Source organism: Betaproteobacteria bacterium (assembly GCA_016713305.1).
Taxonomy (GTDB): Bacteria; Pseudomonadota; Gammaproteobacteria; order Burkholderiales.
Genome location: JADJPK010000009.1, coordinates 33,301 through 55,872, shown reverse-complemented (window position 1 = coordinate 55,872; position 22,572 = coordinate 33,301). Strand labels below are relative to the sequence as shown.

Below are 22,572 nucleotides of genomic sequence, written 5' to 3'. Positions count from 1 at the left end.
TTACTTGCCCTTGCGGCTCTTCACTTCTTCTTCGAGTTCCTTGAACGTCGGGCGCTCGGTCGAATACAGCACCTTCCGGCCGAACTCCACCGCCACCTGCGGTGCATAGCCGTTGAGGCTGGCGAGCAGCGTGACCTTGATGCACTGGAACATCTTGGTGCTCTCGTTGAGCTTGTGTTCCAACAGCGTCGAGAGCGGACCGACGAAACCGTACGCCAGCAGAATCCCGAGGAACGTTCCGACCAGAGCGGCCGCGATCAGCTTTCCGAGTTCGGCGGGCGGCAGGCCCACCGACTCCATCGTGTGCACCACCCCCATCACGGCCGCCACGATCCCGAAGGCGGGAAGGCCATCTCCGAGCCGGGCGACAGCCTGCGCCGGGACTTCGCCCTCGTGATGGTGGGTCTCGATTTCCACGTCCATCAAGTTCTCGATCTCGAAGGCATTCAAGTTTCCGCCCACCATGATCCGCAGATAGTCGGTCATGAACTCCATGGCGTGGTGGTCGGACAGGATCATCGGGTACTTCGAGAAGATCGGGCTCTGTTCGGGAGATTCGACATCCGATTCGATCGACATCAAGCCTTCCTTGCGGACCTTCGCAAGGATGTCGTAGAGGAGCGACAACAGCTCCAGATAGAGCGCCTTGGTGAACTTCGACCCCTTGAGCACCGTGGGCAATGCCTTGAGCGTGCTCTTGATCACCTTGCCGGTGTTGGTAACCACGAATGCGCCAGCGGCGGCGCCACCGATCATGATCAGTTCGGTGGGCTGGATCAGAGAGCCCACGTGGCCACCGGCCATGATGAAGCCGCCGATCACGGCGCCCAGGATCACGAGGTAACCGACAATTACGGTCATGTCACTACACTCCTCGGGGAGTCGCTCTTGTTCAGGGGGTGAACGAACGCGCCCGAGCGAGGCATGGAGATGCCCCGGCCGGCGAGTTCCTTTGCCGGGTTAACGGATATCGGGAGGGCGACTTTAGAAGTGCGGGACGGGCGTCATGGCGATGGAATACGGCCACGGGAAGCCAGTGCGAAAGCGCCCTGCTTCCTTCCACCCGTTGCTGGAGGCTCCCGGCGCTCGCGCCGGTGACCCGGGACGCCGCCAAGGAAGCGAACCAGCGCATCCGCCATGCGACAATCGCCGCCGCGCGCTCATGGCGAAATTGGTAGACGCAAGGGACTTAAAATCCCTCGACTTCGGTCATGCCGGTTCGAGTCCGGCTGGGCGCACCACCGGGCGCCCCGGATTCATGGTCTTCCGCCGAACCCTGCCAGCAATTCTCCCGCTCCTCCCGGCCCTCGATTCGGCTCTCGCTTCCCGTCCGGTTTCTGTGCCGGGCGGACCCCCGCACCCTGAGGAAGTTGCGGTCCACGATTCTCGGAAAGTGCCGCCCTACTTCCGCAACAACCGGTACATCTCCGTGTGATCGGTGGTGGGCGTGCTCTCCGCGGCCGCGTCCTGCCACATCTGCGTGCAGACGTGACCCAGCGTGGCGGGGATGCCCAGGTGATCGGCGAGCGAGATGGCGATACCCACATCCTTGGCCATCAGCTTCAGGAAGAAGCCTGACGCGTAGGACCCGGACAGCATGAACTGCTCGACCTTGTTCTCGGTCGTGTTGTTCTTGCCGGTGGAGGCGTTCAGCACCTTCGTCATCACATGTGGATCGATGCCGAATTTCTCGCCCACGTGCAACGCCTCGACAGCGGCAACCAGTCCAGCAGCGGATACGTAGTTGTTCAGCGCCTTCATCGCGTGGCCCGCACCTGCATCGCCGACACGGAACAGCGATGTGCCCATGCACGAGAGCACCGGCTTGCAGAACTCGAAGTCGGCTTCCGATCCGCCGAACATGATGGCGAGCGTGCCGTCGCGCGCCCGGCGGACCGAACCCGACACCGGGGCGTCGACGAGGGTGCCGCCTGCCGCGCCGACCTTCCCGGCCAGAGCGCGCGTGCGTATGGGATCGCTGGAACTCATGTCGATGACCACGGCGCCTGGCTTCAGGGCAGAAAGAATTCCGGGCGCCTGTTCGCTGCCCAGCACGGTGGCATCCACTTCCTTGGAACTCGGAAGCATGGTGACGAGGACGTCGGCACCACTTGCGGCCGCGGGAAGTGATGGAACAACGGTGCACGGCACCTCGCTCGCGAGCTTGGGGCCGGCCTGGGGATTGATGTCGTAGACGGTCAGCGCGAAACCCTTCCGTGCGATCTGGAGCGCCATGGGATAGCCCATGGTGCCCAGCCCGACGAACGCGACGCGCGTCGTGGAAGCCTCGGCAACCACGATCTAGATCCCCATTTCCTTGAACACTTCGCGCGCGATGCGGAAGCTGTCGATGGCGGCGGGCACGCCGCAGTAGATCATCGCCTGCAGCAGGACTTCCTGGATCTCGTCCTTGGTGAGGCCGTTGTTGATGGCGCCGCGCACGTGCAGCTTCACTTCGTGCGGGCGGTTGAGCGCCGTGAGCATGGCGAGGTTGATGATGCTGCGGGTCTTGCGGTCGAACGTGGGGCGATTCCAGATTTCGCCCCAGCAGTACTTGGTGACCAGTTCCTGCAGCGGACGATTGAAGTCGTCCGCGTTCTTGATGGCGCTGTCCACGTATTCCGCACCCAGCACTTCACGGCGGACCTTGAGGCCCTTCTCGAACAGTTCGTCGCTCATGGCAGATCTCTCCAGTTGACAGGGGTCGATGCGGCGCCGGACCGGCGACGCGCTCAAGCATTCGAGTGTCCGCGTGGCTGTTCGGGCCTGTCAAGGAAGATTGCACCGCAGCGATTGCACAAAGCCGAGTCGGCGGGCCACGCTGCTCGAAGGAGCGTGACGGAAGCAGGCCGCGTCGAAACTGCGTCATCCTCCGGCGGCGGCGAGGACGGCGGGGCTCAGGGCTCCCCTTCCCTGTCGAGCAGGGCGCGCTTGCGTTCCACACCCCAGCGGTAGCCGCCGACACCGCCATCGGACCGGACGACCCGGTGGCACGGAACGGCCACGGCAAGCACGTTCGCCGCACAGGCGTTGGCGACTGCCCGCACTGCCTTGGGTGCGCCCACCTTCGCGGCGAGGTCGGAATAGGTCACCGTGGTTCCGGGCGGTATCTGTCGCAAGGCCTGCCACACGCGCAGCTGGAAGGCGGTACCGCGGACGTCGAGCGGCAGTTCGATGGGGCGTTCCGGATGCTCCACGAGCGACACCACGTCATCCAACAGCCTGGCGAAGTCGGAATCGCGGGCCACCAGGCGAGCAGACGGGAAACGCGCCTTCAACTCGCGGGCCAGGTCGTCGGCTGAATCGCCCAGCAACACGGCGCAGACCCCCTTTCCGCTCGTGCCCACCAGAACGCACCCCAGGGAGCACCGGGCAATGGCAAAGCGAATGTCCGCACCTTCACCTCCGGACTTGTATCGCGACGGTTCCATGCCCAGCGCAGCATCCGCGTTCTCGTAGAAGCGCCCGCTCGACCCGTAGCCTGCCGCATACAAGGCCTCGGTCACGGTTGTCTCAGGGTTCAAGGATTCGCGGACTCTGCGCGCTCGGTGAGCGATGGCGTAGTCGCGGGGAGAAAGACCGGTGATCCGCTTGAACACCCGCTGCAGGTGAAAGGGACTCATCGCCGCTTCTCGCGCCAGCGCGGCCAGCGTCGGGGCTGTCTCGGACGTCTCGATCAGGCGGCAGAGCCGGGCGACCACCCCGGCGAGCCGGCTGTCGGCCGCCGCTTCATCGGGCTTGCACCGCTTGCACGGCCGGTATCCCGCGGCTTCGGCTGCATCGCAACTCGTGTGAAAACTCACGTTCTCGCGCCGTGCGAGCCTGGCGGCGCAGGAAGGCTTGCAGTAGACACCGGTGGTCTTCACGCAGAAGACGAATTTCCCGTCGGCGCGAGGGTCCCGCCCGACCACGGCCTCCCAACGGGAGGTGTCGTCGTCGAACGGGCGGTCCCCGGGCAGTTCGTGAACGGCATTCATGGCGGATTCCTCGTCGATGTCACGAGCCCAGTCTGCTCCGGAAGCAGGGTGGCCGAACTCCGCCGCTTGCGCTCGAATTCGCGCGCCGGCGCCCGTGCTCACGCCGTGGGCGCCACGTCCACCCGCACGATCCAGTCCTCCACTCCTGCTCGCGCGACCGGGTACCGGTCCATCACCAGCGGGTCGTGACCGGGAATCACATGCTGCGGCGAGGTCGCCAGCTGGCGCAACTTGTGATGCCCTTCCAGCATCAGGTGCACGTTGTAGACGATGGGAAAAGCGCGTGCCGTGTCCATGTGCGCGTAGAAGTGGCTTGCATCCGAGGCCAGCACCACCCAGCCGCGGGCCGTCTTCACACGCACCGACTGCAGCCCCTTCGTGTGGCCGCCGATGTGATGCAACTCGATTCCCGGCGCGATCTGCGAGGCTCCATCGTGAAACTGCACGCGTTCGTCGAAAACGTAGCGCACCATCTGCACCACATCGTCCACTTCGTAGCCATGGCGCAGCACGCCGTGACACATGCAGCGGCCGGTGACGAAATCCATCTCCTGGTCCTGCACGTGATAGCGGGCGCGTGGAAACAGGGGCAGATTGCCCGCGTGGTCGTAGTGCATGTGCGTGATGATCACGTTCTCGACCTTCTCCGGGTCGATGTCCAGCGCCCGCAGGCCCTCCGCCACCGGGTGAAGGATGGTGCGGGACCGCTTGCGGGCCATGCTCTCGTTGAAGCCTGTGTCGACCACGAACGTGCGGGCGGCATTGCGGATCACCCACACGTAGTAGTTGAGAGGCATGGGGACGTCGTGCTCGTCTCCCCCGATGAAGTTGTCGGGAGAGCGCCGGTCCACGCGCGCGTACTTGATGGCGAAGATTTCGTAGGTGTCGTCGGTCATGTCTTGCCTTAGGCAGGGTCTGCCGCACCGGCTCGGGGAAGATCGGGCGACTTTACGCGGATCGCGCCATCGCCGGAACGGACGCTGCCCAGACGGACAGCGGCGGCTGGTCGGACCTTCCCGGGCCCGGCGGTCACTTCTGGGCGGCTTCGAATTCCTTGATGGCCTCGCGCGCCACGCGGAACGAATCCACGGCCGCGGGCACGCCGCAATAGATGGCCACCTGCAGCAGCACCTCGCGGATCTCCTCCTTCGACACCCCGTTGCGCAGCGCGCCGCCCACGTGGACCTTCAGCTCGTGCGGCCGGTTGAGCGCGCTCAGCAAGGCGAGGTTGAGCATGCTGCGCATCTTACGGGGCAGTTCCTCCCTCCCCCACACCTCACCCCAGCAGTACTCGGTGACCAGACGTTGCAGCGGCATGTTGAAGTCGTCGGCCGATGCCAGGGACTTCTCCACGAATTCCGCGCCCAGCACGGCCTTGCGAATGGCCAGGCCGCGTTCGAACAGTTCGTCGTTCATGTTGCCTCCTCGTATGAGATATCGCGTTCCGGGCGCCGTCAGCGCTTGGGCCAGACAGGGGCCGCGAGGGCGTCCTTGGGCGGATAGATCGTGATGGGGATGCCGTTCTGCCACTGGACGATGACCAGGCTCGCACCGGTGCGGCGTCCGCTGTCGTCGAATTTCACCCGGCCGCCGGGGAAGTACCTCGCTGCCCCGTCGGTGAGATCCAGCCCGCGCAGCGCCTTGGCCACTGCAGCCCGGTCGGCCTTGCCCGCCGCTTCCAGCGCCGCCTTGAAGATCCACATGTCGCCGTAGGTGGTCAGGAAGTGCTGGGTGGGCCACGGCTCTCCGGTCTTGCGGTTGAACTCCGCCACGGCGTCCTTCTGGCTCGAGGTGGACCAGTTCGCCACGACCGACATCACCCCTTCGAGTTGCGCCACGTTCATGTTCGACCGCAGATCAGGGTCCAGGATCGCCGCGCCATTGGATACCGTCGGCAATTTTCCCCTGCCCAGGCCGAACTCGTTCATCTTCTCGAGCAGCAGCTTGGCGTCGGAGATGGCCGTGGGCAGCAGGAACAGGATGTCCGGCCGCGCCGAGCGCACCTTCTGGATGAGCGGGGTGGCGTTGGCGAGCGGCGGCGTGAAGGTCTCGTCCACCACCAGCTTGAGCCCCAGCTTTTCGAGCTGGTGGTCCTTGATCGGTTTGACGAACGCCACGGACGCCGCCGTGTTGTCCATCACGATGCCCACGGTCGCCGGCCGCTTGCCCGAGGCCTTCTCCGCCATCTCCATCAGCGCGGGGAGCGACCCTTCTGCCTGCTGGTCGCCCGTCGCGGACGTCTGGAAAACGTACTTGAAGCCACGGGACGTGATGAGGTCGGAGTACGAGAACGTCACCATGGGCAGCGCCGCGCGCTCGGTCACTTCGGTCACCGCCAGCGTGAAGGAACTGAGATAGGCCCCGGTCGCCACCACCAATCCGGGCGCATCGGCCACCATCCGCTGAGCGGCGTTCTTGGCCTTCTCCACCGAATCGCCGGCATCGAAGACCGACAGCTTGAGCTTGGCGCCACCCATGGACTTGATGCCGCCTTGCCGGTTGATGGTGTCGATGGCCAGATCGGCCGCCATCTTCATCACCTGGCCTTGCCGTGCCCAGGGGCCGGACATGGGGGCGATCAGCCCCACTTCCACATCCTTCGACTGAGCTGCGGCCTGCAGCGACAGCGTTGCCAGCACTATCGCCGCCAGGGCCCGGATGCGGCTCCGGATCGAGTTGCGTTCCTTCATGGTGTTCTCTCCTCCTCCTTGGCCCATCCCTACATGCCCAGGTACGCCTGCCGCACCCGGTCGTCGTTGCGCAGCGTGTCGTGGCTGCCCTCCAGCACCACGGTGCCGGCCTCCAGCACGTATCCGCGGCTCGCGTAGTGCAGCGCTTCTGCCACCCTCTGTTCCACCAGCAGCACCGTGAGGCCCGCCCGGTGGATCGCCACGATCCGTTCGAAGATCTCGTCGGCCACCGAAGGCGACAGCCCCATGGACGGTTCGTCCAGCATCAGCAGCTTGGGCGAGGACGCGATCCCGCGGCCGATGGCCAGCATCTGCTGCTGTCCCCCGGAAAGTGCTCCGGCCAGTGATTCGGCGCGCTCCTTGAGTACGGGGAACCAGCTGTAGATCCTTTCCAGATTCTCCTGGAACGCCTTGCGGCCCGCGGGCGTGTACGCGCCCATCTCCAGATTTTCCCGCACCGACAGCGACGGAAACACCTGACGACCTTCCGGAACGTGGGCGATGCCATGGTGCGGGCGGTCGCAGGGGCGCACGGCGAGAAGATCGCTCCCCTGCAGCCGGATCGATCCTCCCGTAGGCGAGACGATCCCGGAGATCGTCTTGAACAGCGTCGTCTTGCCCGCGCCATTGGGCCCGACGATGGCCGTCAGCTCACCTTCCGGGACCCGGATGTTCACGCCCTTCAGCACGGGGGCGCCGCCATAGCCGGCGGTGAGTCCGTCGATCTCAAGCATCGGCCTGCCTCCAGCGCTTGCCGAGATAGGCATCGATCACCACGGGATCCCGGGTCACCTCCGCCGGCTTTCCGGAAGTCAGCACCGCGCCGTGGTCGAGCACGACGAAGCGATCGACCAGCTTCACCATGGCTTGCATGGTGTGCTCGATGATCACGATCGTGAGTCCTTCGTCCGCGAGCCGCCGCACGACGGATGTCACGGATTCCACGTCCGTGGCGCCCAGGCCGGCCAGCGTTTCGTCGAGCAGCATCAGGGACGGTCTTCCGGCCAGCGCCCGGGCGATCTCCAGCAGGCGCAGTTCCCGGTTGGACAGGCTTCCTGCCAGTCTGTCGGAGGCGTCGCGCAGTCCCACCTTGTCGAGCGCATCCCTTGCGATGGCGACGGCCTGAAGGTCGGTTGCGCTCCGGACATAGGCCCCCACGGTCACGTTCTCCAGCACCGTCATGCGGCGGAAGGGCCGGACCACCTGGAACGTGCGGCCCACGCCCGCTTCGCAGATCTCGTACGGCTTGCGGCCGGTGATGTCCTGCCCCTGGAAGACCACACGCCCGGTATCCGGGGCGATGAAGCCGTTGAGCAGATTGAACAGCGTCGTCTTGCCCGCGCCGTTCGGGCCGATGATGCCCAGGATCTCGCCGCGATACACCTCGAGCGTCACGTCCTGCACCGCCTTCAGACCGCCGAAGGCACGGGACAGTCCGCGGGCTTCCAGCACCACGGCACGGTCCTCGAGGGCCGAATCGGTGCGACGGATCGCCGTGGCGGCCGGCGGCGCGCTCCTCTGCGCTGGGGCGTCACCGGCAGAGACCGTTCGCCGCTTTCCGTACAGATCCTTCGCCTTCCAGAACACGCCCTCGGGTGCGAGCAGCATGACCCCGATGATCGCGATTCCGTACACGACGCCCTGGATCCCCGGAATGACGTTGCCCAGCCGTGCCTGCAGGATCTCGCTCAGAGGAACCAGGACCACGGCGCCGATCACCGGTCCCCATACCGTCCCCACTCCACCGAACATGGTGACGATCAGCGCCTGTGCGGAGACCAGCATGCCGAACACCGCGGCCGGCGTGACGACGAGCAACACGACCGCGTAGAAGCCGCCGATCAACCCGGCCATGGCGCCACTCAAGGTGATGGCCTTGAGTTTCCAGCGCAGCGTGCGGATACCCGCCGCCTCCGCCGCGGCCTCGTCCTGCTTGATGGCGACGAGCGACATGCCGAAGCGCGAGCGTTCCATCGCTGCCGTCAGGATCATGGCGCCCGCCATCAGCGCGAGCGCGAGCCACGCATAGATGCGGTGGTCCTCGAACTGCATGAAGGCAGCGGGCCGCTCGCGTTCCATGGGCACGGTCAGCTCCTGATAGCCGAGCCACTCGAACACGTACAGCAACGCCAGCGGATAGGCCAGCATGGCCAGCGCAAAGTAGTGGCCGCGCAGACGGAACGTGGGCAGGCCCACGATCAGTCCTGCGGCGCCACCCACGACCGCCGCGCCGGGAACGGTAAACCAGGGTGACCAGCCCCACAGCAGTTGGGCCAGCGCCACGAAGTACGCGCCCAGGCCGAAGAAAGCCGCGTGTCCGAACGACACGAAGCCGCTGTAGCCGCTCAGCAGATTCCAGGCGAGCCCCATCACCGCCCAGACTGGCACGACGGTCAGGATGAGCTGGTGGTAGGAGTTCTCCGCGAAGGCGGTCGCGACCGCGTACAGAACGCAGAACGCGAGTATCGCCAGTGTCTGCCGCGGCATCTCCCGCCCCTTTGCCGGATTCACGTTCTGCGCAGCGAGCGGCCGAACAGGCCCTCGGGGCGCAGCAGGATGATCAGGAGGAATCCCACGAAGATCGCCGTGTTCTGCAATTGGGTAGGCAGAACGAGCGTGGACAACTGCTGCACGAGGCCGATGGTGAGACCGCCGAGGAACGCCCCCGAGATGCTGCCCAGACCGCCCAGCACCACGCCGGCGTACATCACGATCACGTACTCCAGGCCCACGTAAGGCTGGAACGGCCCGCCCGATGCGAGCAGTCCTCCGCCGATGGCTGTCATGGCCACACCGAATCCGAACGCCAGCCGGTGCGCGCGTTCCACATCGATGCCCATGTACACCGCCGCTTCGGGGTTGTCCGCCGCAGCGCGCAGCGACTTGCCCAGACGCGAGTGGCCCATGAGCGCGCCGAACGCCACCACCGCGATGACGGCAACCACTGCCGCATAGGTCTGGCCCTGATTGACGAACACCTCCACGAGATCGCCATAGAGGGGCCCGACGGCCCAGGCGCTGGACGAGAGCGGTGTCGCGATGGACACCGGTGCCGAACCGAAGAGATACAGGCCGCCGTTCTGCAGCACGAGCGCCACGCCCAGCGTGAGGATGAGCTGAGCGTAATGCCCGCCCGATTCCAGGGCCGTGCTGCGCATCCCCGTCACGCGGCTCACGAGCAGCCGGTGGACGCCCATGCCCACGAGAAACACCGCGGGGCCCGCCAGCACCGCCGCGACATACGGCGCGACCTCCGGCCCGAGGACGGCTTGCGCCGTGAACCAGCCGAAGGCGTAATAGGCGACGTACATCCCCAGCATCATGAAGTCGCCCTGCGCGAAGTTGATCACGCGCATGACCCCGAAGATCACGCTGAGCCCCACGCACATGAGGCCATAGAGGCTTCCGGTGAGGATGCCCGCCGTGAGCGCCTGCAGGAAGTTCTCGGTGAGCTGCGGACCGTTCACGGCAAGGCTCCGGACGTCAGGGGGCCTTGCCGCGGAACAGCGCGACGATGGCACCGACGTCGTCTGCAGTCTCCAGCGCAGCGACGCGCTGCTCGATCTCGTGGGCGGCGTCTTCGCCCACCACCTCGGTGGCAGCCGCGCGGAAACGCGCAAGCACGTCGGACGGCGTGGCGTTCACCACGTCGTCCAGCCGAACCCCCCGGGTCGCGCCGTCCGCATCCCGTATCTCCACCTCGCCCCCCTGGAGTCCCGGGTACGCCTGAGACATGCCGTCGTCGATCTCCAGCGACGTGATCGACAGCAGCCGGGCCAGAACGGGATCGTCGAGCCTCAGGAAGTTGCGTTCCGAGACACTGCGTTCGATGAGCGCAGCGGCCACGTTGTACTGGATGCTCATCTTGGCCTGCAGGATGTGCTCGAACGGGCCGGAGTAGTCGCAGCCGGGATACAACGCGCCGGCACGGGGCACGCGGATCGTGATGCGCTCGATGCGCTCCGGCGCCACCTGGTGGTCGCGGGCGATCCGCAGTGCGGCCTGGCAGGCGGTCTGTGCGAAGTTACAGGCCGGCACGGGCTTGTGGTAGACCGACAGGATCTCCGGAGTGCCTTCGAAAAGCCGCACCCGCGCGGCGTTGTCGCGCTTTCCCAGCGAGGCGAACAGTCCGGCTTCGCCGTCGTAGGCGGAGGGCGAGGCAAACGCCCCGGCCTGCGCCAGCCGCACGGCCGTCAGCGCGCTGCGTGCCGCGTACCCCGCGTGGAAGAACATCTCGCTGCCGCCGGTGTGGGCCCATTGATTGAATCCGACCGGAGTGTTCGCGGCGAGCGCGAGTGCGCTGGTCGTGGCGTCGACGGACAGTCCCAGCAGCCTTGCGGCGGCGGCAGCGGCAGCTGACGGGCCCGTCACCCCGGTGGGCCGGTGGATGCGGGCGATCGCGGCATCCATCACGGCGCGGCCGATCTGCCCGCCCACCTCGTAGCCCGCCATGGCGGCGTTGATGAAGGCGCGTCCCGTCACCTTCGACGACCCCGCCAGGGCCAGCAACGCCGGCATCACGACGATGCCCAGGTGGCTGATGCTGCCGGAGTGCATGTCTTCCCGGACGAGGCCATGCCCCATCACGGCGTTGGCGAATGCGGCGTCGAACGCCGTGGACGTCTTGGAGGACCCGATGATCGCGCTGCCGTGAGCGGCCATGTCCGTCGCCACGGCGACGGCCTGCCGGCTCCAGGAAAGATCGCGCGATTCGAAGGCGCAGCCCACGAAGTCCAGCAGACAGATCTTGACCTTGTCGACGACCTCGGGCGTGAGCCGGGAGTCGTCCAAAGATGCGATGGATTCCGCTATCCGCCGCGCAAGCGGCCGATCGGAACTCGCGCCGGAAGAAGAGGGAGGACGCTGCGCGGACGGATCCGGAATGCCCTCCGCCGGGAGAGTCATCCCCGGACCTCGACGCCGGTCCAGGACTCCAGCACGCGGCAGATCGAAGTGAAGTCGGAGTCGCCGCCGTACATCGCATTGGTCACGGCGAGCATCTCGCGGACCGCCGCCCCCACCACCATCGGCACACCCAGGGACTCTGCCTCGTCGATGCAAAGACGGACGTCCTTGTAGGAGAGACCGGTGGCGAATCCGAAGTCGAAGGTACCGGGAAGAATGGAGCGAGGGAACTTGTCCTGCGTGGCGCTGTTGCGGCCCGATCCGGCATTGATCACATCGAGCATCGTGCGCGGATCCAGCCCGGCCTTCACGCCCATCACCATGGCTTCCGAAGACACGACCAGAGCCGCCGCCGCCAGCAGATTGTTGGCAAGCTTCATTGTCTGCGCCTGACCCGCGCCCGTGCCCAGATGGAACGGCTTGCCGAAGGTGGACAGGACGGGCAGCAGTTCGTCGAAGTGGGATTTCGCGCAGGAGACCATCACGGCCAGCGTGCCGTTGCGCGCGCCGGCCAGTCCGCCGCTCACCGGCGCATCGACATAGGCAATGCCGCGTTCGGCGAGCGCTTTCGCCACGAGGGCGGCGGTGCGCGGACCGATGGTGGAAAAATCGACGACCTTGCGGACCGACTTTCCTTCGATGACACCGCCGGGGCCCAGTGCCACCTCGCGGACAATGTCCGGATTGGGCAGGCTTAAGAACACGGTTTCGGCGCGGCTCGCGACCTCTGCCGCGGACCCGCCGCGCTGAGCGCCCGACTTTTCCATTGCGGCCACTGCTGCGTCGTCACGGTCGTGGACGACGACGGCGTGGCCTGCGTTCAAGAGACGGCCGGACATGGGCGCACCCATCTTGCCCACGCCGACGAATCCGAAGACTGTCGAGCTCACCACTCCTCCCATTGCTGCCTAGCAGCTATCTCAGGGTTGCGGTGCCGCGCCGCACTCTGCGAGACTTCCCGCGGTGCATGTCACGGACCGGCATGTTTTGTGTCAGTATCGGCGGGCCGCCCCATTCACGTCAACCGCACCGCTGCGCCGGACCTGCGCGCTGAATTCGCCGATTGCGCGCGTGATCGCCAGCCCGAGATGGTCAACCCGAAAGGAGCCTCCCGGCACGTGTCGAAGACCGTAGCTGTCAGAAGTTCCGCAGCGCGCGTCGGCGACCTCATCCAGAGATCGAGGAAAGCGGCATGGCCTCCACTCCGTCCGATGATCGCCCGGCAAAGGCGGCACCGGACATCCTGCAGAACACCGAAGAGCGTTTCCGGCTGCTGGTGGAAACGGTCACGGACTACGCGATCTTCCTGCTGGATGCCGAAGGTCACGTGCTGACGTGGAACACGGGCGCGCAGCGGATCAAGGGATACGAGGCGCACGAGATCGTCGGCCGGCATTTCTCCCAGTTCTACCCTCCGGACGTGGTGCAGCGAGGCTGGCCCGCGGAGGAACTTCGCCAGGCGGCGCGGCAGGGTCACTTCGAGGACGAGGGCTGGAGGCTGCGCAAGGACGGCTCGCGTTTCTGGGCCAACGTGGTCATCACGGCCCTGCGCGACAGAAAAGGTGTGCTGCAGGGCTTCGCCAAGATCACGCGCGATCTCACCGAACGGCGCGCGCAGGAAGAGGCCCTGCGGCGCAGCGAGGAGCGCCTGCGGCTGGTGATCGAGGCCGTCGTCGACTACGCGATCTTCATGCTCGACGCGAACGGCTACGTGATGAGCTGGAACATCGGCGCGCAGCACATCAAGGGGTACCGGGCCGAGGAGATCGTCGGGCGGCATTTCTCGTGTTTCTATCCGGACGATCAGCAGCGGGGCGGTTGGCCCGATCACGCGCTGCGCGAAGCGGCCGAGAAAGGCCGCTTCGAGGATGAAGGCTGGCGCATCCGCAAGGATGGCTCCCGTTTCTGGGCCAACGCCGTGATCACCGCGCTGCGAGATGCAGAAGGCCACCTGCACGGCTACTCGAAGATCACGCGCGATCTCACCGATCGCAAGCAGGCGGAGGCCCTGCTGGAGCACGGCGCCCGGCGGGAGGAACTGCTGGAAGCGGAACGGAACGCCCGGATGGAGGCGCAGCGGGCCGCGCAGATGAAGGACGAGTTCCTGGCGACGCTTTCGCACGAACTTCGCACACCGCTCAATGCCATTCTGGGGTGGGCACAGGTGCTCACGCGCAACCAGGCGTTGAGCCCGGAGGATCTCAAGCGCGGTACCGAAGCGATCGAGCGCAACGCCCGCGCGCAGGTTCAGCTCATCGACGAACTGCTGGACCTCAGCCGCATCATGGCCGGACGCGTCCGTCTGGACGTGCAGCGGCTCATGCTCGCAACGGTGGCGGAAGCCGCGGTCGAATCCGTGGAGCCCGCTGCCGCCGCCAAGAACATCCGGCTCGAAAAAGTGCTGGATCCGCAGGCCGGCCCCGTCTCCGGCGACCCGGCCCGCCTGCAGCAGGTGATCTGGAATCTCCTCTCCAACGCGATCAAGTTCACGCCCAAGGGCGGCCGCGTTCAGGTGCTGCTCGAACGCGTCAACTCGCATGTGGAGCTGACCGTGGCGGACACGGGCATCGGCATTCCGGCCGAGTTCCTGCCGCGCGTCTTCGACCGCTTCTCTCAGAACGACGCGTCGGCGAGCCGCAGCTACGGCGGCCTGGGTCTGGGACTGGCGATCGCCAAGCAGCTGGTGGAACTGCATGGCGGTACTCTCTCGGCGAGCAGCGCCGGCGAGAACCGCGGCGCCACGTTCGTCATCAAGCTTCCCCTCAGCATCGTTCTACCAAGCAATCCGCCGGAGGAACGCCTGCATCCTGCGCATCACACGGCGACCGAGATCAGCCTCCTGCCCATGCTCACGGGCGTGCGGTTGCTGGTGGTCGACGACGAGCCCGATGCGCGGGATCTCGCGAGGCGCGTGCTGGAGGGCCAGGGCGCCACCGTGCTCGCGGCATCCTCGGCGGAAGAGGCGCTCTCGACGCTGGAGAGCCAGGCCATCGACGTCCTGCTGAGCGACATCGGCATGCCGGGCATGGACGGCTACCAACTCATGCGGCGGGTGCGCTCCAGCGACGCCGCGTATCGGCGGATACCTTCCGTCGCCCTCACCGCCTTCGCGCGTTCGGAAGACCGCAAGAAGGCAATCCTCGCGGGCTATCACTCGCACATCTCCAAGCCGGTGGACATCGCCGAACTGGTGATCGTCGTGGCGTCGCTCATCGACCGGGCCGACGTGACCTGACGTGGTCCTGTGCGCCCCGAGGCGCCGTGGGGCGCGGGCCGTCGCCGCCACTGCCTGCGCTGCCCGGCGCTGCGTCAACCTGTCTTCATCGTCCAGCCCCGAGTCAGCACGGGCACAAGCGTGTCAATGATCCTGTCAGCCCATGCATGGCGCCGGCGCCATGCGATATGCATGGTCGCTTCGGACCGTCTTTCACCGCCGCCTCGCCCCTGACGGCGCAATACGCCCTCTCTAGATTGTGACTCCGGTGTGCGCTCGCCGCGCACCGCGACACCACCACAACGATTCTCGAAAGAGGAGCACCTCATTGAAGATCCCGGCTCTGCACGGGCTCGCGGCCGTCATTGCGCTCGCCGCGAGCTCCACACTCTCCGCCGCCGTCCTGACATTCGACGATCTGGGCCAGGACGGCATCGTGCCGGCGCACTATGGCGGCCTCGACTGGTCTGCGGCCGGCTGGTTCGCCTTCTCGCTCGAGCAGGAGCCCTACACGGCGCACTCGGGTGACGTGCGTGTCGCCACCGATTTCGCTGCGCAGGATCAATCCAGCATCGTGCGTTTCGCCACACCGACGCGTTTCGACGGGGCATGGTTCGCAGGTCTGAACGGGGCGACGGTGACTTTCCAGCTCTATCGCGACGACGTGCTCGTGGCGACGTCTTCCACGCTGGATCCGGGAGCGGCACCTGCGTTCCTTGCCACCGGTTACGAAGGCCTCGTCGATGCGTTCGTCGTCGCCAGCCCGGAGCATGGCTCCTTCGTGATGGACGACGTGACGTTCGCTCCGGTTCCGGAACCTTCCGAGGTCGCACTCCTCGCGCTGGGCATTTCGGTGCTCACGCTGCGGGCGGCCCGCGGACGCCGGCGTTCACAAACGGCGCGCTGATCCACTGCTTCCAACCTTCAGAGAGGCTCGAATGACGTCTCAAGACCGCCGACAGTTCCTCGGCTCCATGATTCACGCGGGCGCGGCCGGAATCGCGCTCACGGCGTTTCCTCCCGCGATCCAGCGCGCTCTCGCGATTCCCGCCAACGTCCGCACCGGCACGATCCAGGACGTGGAACACATCGTGATCCTGATGCAGGAGAACCGCGCGTTCGATCACTATTTCGGATCGCTCAACGGCGTTCGCGGTTTCGCAGACCCGTTCCCGATACCGGTCCCGGACTCCACTCGCATCACCGGCAAGACCGTCTGGTCGCAACCCAGTTCGTCGGGACCCAACTCCCGTGCCCCCGTGATCGTTCCGTTCCGCGCCAACACGGTCGCCAATTTCGCGCTGATGCGCATCAGCGGCACGCCCCATTCGTGGAGCGACGCGCAGGCCGCATGGGATCACGGCCGCATGAGCAAGTGGCCTGCCGCCAAGGGCAACCACTCGCTGGCGTACTTCAACGGCGAGGACATGCCGTTCCAGTACGCCCTGGCCAATGCCTTCACCCTGTGCGATGCCTACCACTGTTCCGCGCAGACCGGCACGAACCCGAACCGGCTATTCCTGTGGACCGGCACGAACGACGGTCTGGCGACGGGCAACGGACCAACCACGTACAACGACTACGACTGGTTCGATACGGACAACGGAGACGGCGGCTACACCTGGACGACCTACCCGGAACGTCTCGAGGCCGCCGGCATCTCGTGGCAGGTCTACGAGAACATGTCCGACAACTTCACGGACAACCCCCTGGCCGGCTTTCACGCGTATCGCGATGCCTGGTTCCAGCGGCCCGGCTACTCGCAGGCGTTGCGCGACCGTGGCGTGAGCACCCGCGACCTCGACAAGCTGCGTGAGGATGTCCTCGCGAACAAGCTGCCGCAGGTCTCGTGGATCGTCGCCACGGCCGAGGGCTCGGAGCATCCTGGCCCCTCCAGCCCAGCCCAGGGCGCCGACTACACGGCCAGGGTGCTGGATGCGCTCACCTCCAATCCGGAGGTGTGGAGCAAGACGGTGCTGTTCATCAACTTCGACGAGAACGACGGCTTCTTCGACCACGTGCCGCCGCCGGCCCCGCCGTCCTATCTGGCTTGGGATGCGGATCCGGCCAAGGCGGTGCTTGCGGGGGCCACGACGGCCGACGCCACGGGCGAGTATCACGAAGTGCTGGTCCCGTATCACAACAACGGCACCGAGCAGGCCCTGCTGCACCGCCCCTATGGTCTTGGACCGCGCGTGCCCATGTATGTCGTCTCGCCCTGGTCCAAGGGCGGCTGGGTGAACTCGGAGGTCTTCGATCACACGTCGGTCCTGAGCTTCATCGAGCGCCGGTTCGGCGTGCGCGAGACGAACGTGACCGCGTGGCGTCGCGCCGTTTGCGGCGATCTCACCTCCACGTTCAACTTCGCGGATCCGGACGACCGCGCCTTCTTCGAGTCGTTGCCCAAGACGCTGGAACTGGCGACACGGGCCCGGGCGCTCGTCGGGCAGCGGGCACCGTTGCCGCCCACGACGCCGGTGATGCCGGTGCAGGCCGACGGTCCGCGGCCTTCCCGTGCCCTGCCCTACGAATTGCACGCCCATTGCCGCATCACTCCCGACCGGACGCGGGTCGGGGCGACGAACGTGCAGATCGTGTTCGAGAACACGGGCAATGCGACAGCCGTGTTCCACGTCTACAACCGGCTGGATCTGGCGGCAATCCCGCGCCGTTACACGGTCGAGCCAGGCCGGAAATTGCAGGGCGCATGGACGCCGGCATCGAGCGGCGCCTATGACCTGTGGGTGTTGGGACCGAACGGTTTCCATCGGCACTTCGTCGGCAATGCCCGGCGCGTGGCGGCTGCCGCCCAGGCCAACCCCGAAGTGATCGTCAGCTACAACAAGAGCTACGGCGATCTGGTGATCGATCTCGTCAACAGCGGCAGCGTGCCCTGCACGTTCGTGGTCGAGGCGACGCGCTACTTTTCGGATCCCGCGGCGACACACACCGTGCCGGCACGTTCACAGCAGCGGATCTACCGCTCGCTCAACGACAGCGGCCGCTGGTACGACTTCACCGTGAAGGTCCAGGGCCAGGCGGAGTACCGCCGCCGGGTGGCCGGCCGGCTGGAGAACGGGCTGCCTTCCATCAGCGATCCCACCATGTCCGGCCCGGCGGTACAGGACCGGTAGTTCGCGTTCAACCAAGGAGACATCATGAACATGAAGACGACACTGATCCGCGCGGCACTCGTTGCCGTTCTCGGCGCGCACGCCGCACTCGCCAACGCCGTGAGCTATGGCACGAACCTGGTGAAGGACGGCGATGCCGAGGCAGGCGACAGCTCCCTCAACTGGCAGGGCAACGGTTCGGACAACCTGTTCGGCGCCGTCGAGTACGGTCCCAACTGGGTCGGCATCGATCAGCCCGGACCGGAGGACCGCGGCTTCCTGCTGTTCGTGGGCGACAGCGGCAACGCGAAGGCCTACGGCTATCAGATGGTCGATCTGTCCGCCAACAAGAGCGACATCGCCGCAGGCAAGGTTTCGTACGACCTCAACGGCTGGCTCGGCGGCTGGCTCGCCCAGACCGACACCTCGCGCTTCTCCGCGACCTTCCTCAGTGCCACGGACAGCGTACTCGGTTCGGCCCAGATCGGCCCGATCGCGCCCGGCGAGCGCAACAACGAGACCGGTCTGTTCTTCCGCGAGACCTCCGGCCTGCTCCCCACCGACACAGCCAAGGTCAAACTGGAACTGGAGATGATCCGCTTCAGCGGTGGAGACAACGACGGCTATGCCGACAACCTCTACTTCTCCGTGACGGCCGTACCGGAGCCGGGCACGTGGGCGATGCTCGTCGCCGGCCTCGGCGCCTTGGGTGCCGTGGCTCGCCGGCGCACTCGTTGACCCGCACTTCTTCCCATCCTCCCCCGCCCCGCCCCCAGCGGTCCGGGGGAGAGATCCGTCTCATCGAGACCGGGAATCGCTGACGCTCTTGTTCTTTCCGGCGACGGCGCGCAGTTGCACGCTCCTTCCACCTTGCCAGGCGTCGGCCCCTTCTCGATCTTCGGGACCACGATGTCGTCCCGCGCCCTCTGCTTCGACCGGGTGTCGACTCCGATCCGCTCGTCGCGGCCCGTCATCATGGCGATGTTCGCCTGGCCGTCCCGTGTGAACCCCATCATGAGTTGCGGATACCCTCCGGCAGATCCTTCTTTCCGTGGGTGTTCCACGTGTGCCAGGTCTTGCCGTAGGTGGAAACGACCTTCTCCATCAGCTCGTGTTCCGCGAGATCCGGCAGACCAGGCGCGACGAGCTGCCCTGACTTCACTTCGTACACATGGCTGTGCCAGTCTGCGCTCTGCCGCCGGCAGCGTGCGGAACAGCGCTGCGCTCACGATGTATTCCACACCCATGAGCTTGGCGTCCTTCGTATTGGCGTCGAAGATCACGCACTGCGTCAGATCCTCGGACAACATGCCGCAGTAGTGGTGAGCCTCAACCTGCGCGGTCATGTCGCCCGAGGCGAAGTGGAAACCATCCAGATAGGCGTTGAGAGCTCCGACGGGCGGCTTGTTCTGGATCAGCGCGGCGCCCACATCGAGCGCTTCCGTCTTGCCAGTCGTGGGTCCGCCTGGCGTGGGTGAAGGCGATTCGGAGTTTCCGCCTCCGCACGCGGCCAGGGACACGGCGAGCAACAGACTGCAGCGCAGGGGGATGGACATGGCGGGCCTCCTCTCGTGGAAAGAGGAACGGCAGCAAGCCGCGTTCCGAAGGGTGCCGGGGGCGTGTGCTCTGTCGGATCACTCTACAGCGCCCCGACGGCGCGAACCGTCCGGCATACAATGCCTTGCAAATATCCCATACCCCTCCAGGGGACGACGAGCGCCCGCCACCTTCGATGATGCCCGCCAGCCCGCCAGGGAACGCCGCAGAGCAGAACGGTCAGGACCGCTTCCGCCGCCTTCACGAAAGCATGATGGACGCGTTCGTGGAGGTCGCGATGGACGGCCGCATCCTCGACTTCAATCACGCGTACCGCGACATGCTGGGCTACAGCGACGACGAGTTGCGCCGCTTGAGTTACGTCGATCTCACGCCCTCCCGCTGGCACGCCATGGAGGCGAAGATCGTCCGGGACGAAGTCCTGCCGTTCGACCGGTCCCGCGTGTACGAGAAGGAATACGTCCGCAAGGACGGAACGGTGTTTCCGGTGGAATTGCGCACCTTTCTGCTCCGCGACCTTCACGGGCAACCGGAAGCCATGTGGGCGATCGTGCGCGACATCACTCGGCGCAAGGCAGTCGAAGTCGCGCTACTGCAGGCGAAGGCGGACGCGGAAGGCGCCGCGGCGGCCAAGAGCGCGTTCCTCGCGAACATGAGCCACGAGGTCCGCACCCCCCTCTCTGCGATCGTCGGCATGACCGCTCTGCTGCGCCGGGATGGGGTATCGTCACAACAGGCGGAACGCTTGGAGCACATCGAAGAGGCCGCCAAACACCTGCTCAACCTGCTGAACGGGATTCTCGATCTGTCCAAGATCGAGGCCGGCAAGGTCGAACTGGAGGCGGACGACGTCGATATCCAGTCCCTGGTCCGAAACGCTGTCGCGATGCTGGGTCCGCGCGCCCAGGCCAAGGGACTCGCACTCGAAACGCGAGTGGACCCGGATCTACCCGCACTGCGCGGCGATCCCACGCGCTTGCTTCAGGGGCTGCTCAACTTCGGCAACAACGCGGTCAAGTTCACTGACCAGGGTACCGTGACGATACTCGTGGAGCGCGTTGACTCGACACCGGACCGTGTGCTCGTGCGCTTTACCGTCGACGACACGGGCATCGGCCTCCCGCCCGAACAGATCGCCAGGTTGTTCATGCCCTTCGAGCAGGCCGACGCCTCGATTGCCCGGCGCTACGGTGGCACCGGTCTCGGGCTTGCAATCACCCGGCATCTCGCCGAACTGATGCAGGGCGAGGCCGGGGCGAAGAGCGAGCCCGGCCGGGGAAGCTCGTTCTGGTTCACTGCCTGGCTGGAACGCGCTGCGGGGCAGCCCACCGTCAGGTCGGCGGCCCCGACGGCCCCTGCGGATCAAATGGACGCGGAGCGCATTCTCGCCCGCGATCACGCGGGAAGACGGGTGCTGCTCGTGGAGGACGACCGGATCAATCAGGCCGTGGCCCGGCAGTTCCTGGATCATCTGGGCTTGACGGTCGATGTGGCATCGGACGGAATCGATGCCGTCTCCATGGTCGCCGAGCGAGGCTACGACGTGATTCTCATGGATGTGCGGATGCCCAACCTCGACGGCCTGGAGGCGACTCGACTGCTGCGTGCACTGCCCAACGGAGAATCAGCCACCGTCATTGCCATGACCGCCAACGCTTTCCCGGAAGACAGGCTGCGCTGCCGTGATGCGGGCATGGACGATTTTCTGGCCAAGCCGTTCGACGCGAAGGACCTGGCGGCGGTGCTGGTGAAGTGGCTGGAGCGAAGGGACGCGGACTCGGCCCCTGGCACCTGAGCGGGTCGACGGCAACTTGCGGACGGAGACCAGGGCGCCAGGGAAATGGCACTTGCCGGATGGCGTTCACCGGTCGTCCTGGTGGTGCGGGACCCGTGCAGCCGTCGCCACGTACCTTCCTCCTGCGCACCGGTATGGCGGCCCCCTCTGAGCACCATTGTGGGGATGGTTGCCTGTCGGCCAGAATGCGGGACGGGCACGTCCATTCATCGAAGGAGTCTCACCCATGATCGAAGGATTCATGGCGCTGTTGCTGTTCCAGTTGCTCGGGGAAGCCGTCGCGCACCTCGCCAACCTCCCCGTCCCCGGGCCGATCATCGGCCTCATTCTGCTTCTGGCGTGGTCGGCACTGGGTGGGAAGCTGGGGCAGTCGGGACAGCAGGTGGCGGCGGGCCTGATGGCGAATCTCGGCCTCATGTTCGTTCCGGTGGCCTCCGGCATCCTGTTCCAGCTTCGCAGTCTGGGGCCTGCGGCATGGCACGTGGTGTGGATCGTGGTCGTGTCGACGGCGGTCACGCTGGTGGCGACGGCGGCGACATTCACCATGCTCTCCCGCCGTTCGGCGAAGGAGGTGCAATGAGTCCGCCCCCGATCTTCGATCTGTGGGTTTTCCTGAAGGCCAAGCCGCTGCTCTGGCTTGTGCTGACGCTCGGCGCATGGCTGATGGCGCGGCGCCTGCAGGACGCCTCCGATGGTGCTGCCTGGGCCAATCCGGTGGCCGGGGCTTCGGTGATGCTGGGCCTCATCCTGTGGATGACGGACACGCCCTACGAGGAGTTCTTCGCGGGAGCGCAGTTCGTGCACTTCCTGCTCGGTCCGGCCACTATTGCGCTGGGCGTCACCATCATCGAGCACGGCGGGACCATTCGACGGCAACTGGTTCCGATCATGGGCGCGCTGGTCGTGGGTGTGGTCGTTTCGGTCGGGACCACCTGGGCGCTGTGCCACCTTGCCGGATTGACCGGCGAAATCACCCTCTCCCTCCTGCCCAAGTCCGCCACCGCGCCCGTGGCCATGGCGGTGAGCGAGCGCGTCGGCGGCATTCCCAGCATCTCGATGTGCGCGGTGCTGCTCACGGGCATCACGGGCGCGGTGATCGTCACGCCACTGTTCAACCTTTTCCGTTTCCGCAACTGGCCGGCCCGAGGTTTCGCGGCGGGCCTGACGGCTCACGGGATCGGAACCGCCCGGGCGTATCAGGTAAGCAACGAGGCGGGTGTCTACGCCGCACTGGCGCTTGCCCTGGCGGCATTGCTTCAGGGGATCGTGCTGCCGTTGATCCTGTGAGTCCTGTCGTCTTCTGCGCGTCGGGGCAATGGAC

The 22,572-nt window shown here is 66.1% G+C and carries 19 protein-coding genes, 1 tRNA gene and 1 pseudogene; 8 read left to right on the top strand and 13 right to left on the bottom strand.

The features are described 5' to 3' along the window. Complete coding sequence (gene motA / locus IPK20_12570) at window positions 1-861, bottom strand: flagellar motor stator protein MotA (GenBank protein ID MBK8017457.1); 861 nt, start codon at window positions 859-861, stop codon at window positions 1-3. Between the two features lie 295 nt (window positions 862-1,156). Between motA and IPK20_12565 the strand changes: the two genes are divergently transcribed. Further along, a tRNA-Leu gene (locus tag IPK20_12565) sits at window positions 1,157-1,241 on the top strand. Between the two features lie 160 nt (window positions 1,242-1,401). On the opposite strand, the gene IPK20_12560 is transcribed toward IPK20_12565, so the two are convergent. The 11 genes from IPK20_12560 to IPK20_12510 all read right to left on the bottom strand — a co-directional run bounded on the left by IPK20_12560 (window position 1,402) and on the right by IPK20_12510 (window position 12,474). Then, on the bottom strand, window positions 1,402-2,247 hold the full coding sequence (locus tag IPK20_12560; protein ID MBK8017456.1) for an NAD(P)-dependent oxidoreductase: 846 nt from the start codon (window positions 2,245-2,247) through the stop codon (window positions 1,402-1,404). Window positions 2,248-2,301: 54 nt separating this feature from the next. Continuing rightward, entirely contained in the window at window positions 2,302-2,679 is a 378-nt protein-coding gene (pcaC, locus tag IPK20_12555; GenBank protein MBK8017455.1) for a 4-carboxymuconolactone decarboxylase, read from the bottom strand. Window positions 2,680-2,897: 218 nt separating this feature from the next. Then, window positions 2,898-3,977: a bifunctional DNA-binding transcriptional regulator/O6-methylguanine-DNA methyltransferase Ada gene (gene ada / locus IPK20_12550; protein MBK8017454.1), complete on the bottom strand. Its 1,080-nt coding sequence runs from the start codon at window positions 3,975-3,977 to the stop codon at window positions 2,898-2,900. 98 nt (window positions 3,978-4,075) lie between these two features. Further along, window positions 4,076-4,873, bottom strand: coding sequence for an N-acyl homoserine lactonase family protein (locus IPK20_12545; GenBank protein ID MBK8017453.1), 798 nt, complete (start codon window positions 4,871-4,873; stop codon window positions 4,076-4,078). A gap of 133 nt (window positions 4,874-5,006) precedes the next feature. Beyond that, window positions 5,007-5,393 carry a carboxymuconolactone decarboxylase family protein gene (locus IPK20_12540; GenBank protein MBK8017452.1) on the bottom strand — a complete coding sequence of 129 codons (387 nt, stop codon included), beginning with the start codon at window positions 5,391-5,393 and terminating at the stop codon, window positions 5,007-5,009. 38 nt (window positions 5,394-5,431) lie between these two features. Further along, complete coding sequence (locus tag IPK20_12535; GenBank protein ID MBK8017451.1) at window positions 5,432-6,667, bottom strand: ABC transporter substrate-binding protein; 1,236 nt, start codon at window positions 6,665-6,667, stop codon at window positions 5,432-5,434. 29 nt (window positions 6,668-6,696) lie between these two features. After that, window positions 6,697-7,401: an ABC transporter ATP-binding protein gene (locus tag IPK20_12530; GenBank protein MBK8017450.1), complete on the bottom strand. Its 705-nt coding sequence runs from the start codon at window positions 7,399-7,401 to the stop codon at window positions 6,697-6,699. Further along, window positions 7,394-9,154 carry a branched-chain amino acid ABC transporter ATP-binding protein/permease gene (locus IPK20_12525; protein ID MBK8017449.1) on the bottom strand — a complete coding sequence of 587 codons (1,761 nt, stop codon included), beginning with the start codon at window positions 9,152-9,154 and terminating at the stop codon, window positions 7,394-7,396. Before IPK20_12525 ends, IPK20_12530 begins: the two co-directional genes overlap by 8 nt. Before the next feature lie 20 nt (window positions 9,155-9,174). Then, window positions 9,175-10,134, bottom strand: coding sequence for a branched-chain amino acid ABC transporter permease (locus IPK20_12520; GenBank protein ID MBK8017448.1), 960 nt, complete (start codon window positions 10,132-10,134; stop codon window positions 9,175-9,177). Window positions 10,135-10,150: 16 nt separating this feature from the next. Continuing rightward, window positions 10,151-11,572 (bottom strand): MmgE/PrpD family protein, encoded by a 1,422-nt coding sequence (locus tag IPK20_12515; protein ID MBK8017447.1) that lies wholly within the window; start codon window positions 11,570-11,572, stop codon window positions 10,151-10,153. Next, entirely contained in the window at window positions 11,569-12,474 is a 906-nt protein-coding gene (locus tag IPK20_12510; protein MBK8017446.1) for an NAD(P)-dependent oxidoreductase, read from the bottom strand. Before IPK20_12510 ends, IPK20_12515 begins: the two co-directional genes overlap by 4 nt. A 290-nt stretch (window positions 12,475-12,764) precedes the next feature. Between IPK20_12510 and IPK20_12505 the strand changes: the two genes are divergently transcribed. The 4 genes from IPK20_12505 (at window position 12,765) to IPK20_12490 (ending at window position 18,637) form a co-directional block, all read left to right on the top strand. Beyond that, a complete protein-coding gene (locus IPK20_12505; protein ID MBK8017445.1) occupies window positions 12,765-14,807 on the top strand; it encodes a PAS domain S-box protein in 2,043 nt (680 codons plus the stop codon). Window positions 14,808-15,114: 307 nt separating this feature from the next. After that, a complete protein-coding gene (locus tag IPK20_12500) occupies window positions 15,115-15,693 on the top strand; it encodes a PEP-CTERM sorting domain-containing protein (protein ID MBK8017444.1) in 579 nt (192 codons plus the stop codon). A gap of 31 nt (window positions 15,694-15,724) precedes the next feature. Beyond that, window positions 15,725-17,920: a phospholipase C, phosphocholine-specific gene (locus IPK20_12495; GenBank protein MBK8017443.1), complete on the top strand. Its 2,196-nt coding sequence runs from the start codon at window positions 15,725-15,727 to the stop codon at window positions 17,918-17,920. A gap of 306 nt (window positions 17,921-18,226) precedes the next feature. Then, window positions 18,227-18,637 carry a PEP-CTERM sorting domain-containing protein gene (locus IPK20_12490; protein ID MBK8017442.1) on the top strand — a complete coding sequence of 137 codons (411 nt, stop codon included), beginning with the start codon at window positions 18,227-18,229 and terminating at the stop codon, window positions 18,635-18,637. Window positions 18,638-18,697: 60 nt separating this feature from the next. Here IPK20_12490 and IPK20_12485 read toward each other — a convergent pair. Next, window positions 18,698-19,455, bottom strand: a pseudogene (locus tag IPK20_12485) (OBAP family protein). A gap of 251 nt (window positions 19,456-19,706) precedes the next feature. Between IPK20_12485 and IPK20_12480 the strand changes: the two are divergent. From IPK20_12480 to IPK20_12470, 3 genes are all read left to right on the top strand, one after another. Then, window positions 19,707-21,251, top strand: coding sequence for a response regulator (locus IPK20_12480; GenBank protein MBK8017441.1), 1,545 nt, complete (start codon window positions 19,707-19,709; stop codon window positions 21,249-21,251). A 226-nt stretch (window positions 21,252-21,477) separates the two neighbouring features. Then, window positions 21,478-21,831 (top strand): CidA/LrgA family protein, encoded by a 354-nt coding sequence (locus IPK20_12475; protein ID MBK8017440.1) that lies wholly within the window; start codon window positions 21,478-21,480, stop codon window positions 21,829-21,831. Continuing rightward, window positions 21,828-22,538, top strand: a complete 711-nt coding sequence (locus tag IPK20_12470; GenBank protein MBK8017439.1) for an LrgB family protein — start codon at window positions 21,828-21,830, stop codon at window positions 22,536-22,538. Before IPK20_12475 ends, IPK20_12470 begins: the two co-directional genes overlap by 4 nt. The last annotated feature ends 34 nt before the right edge of the window (window positions 22,539-22,572 follow it).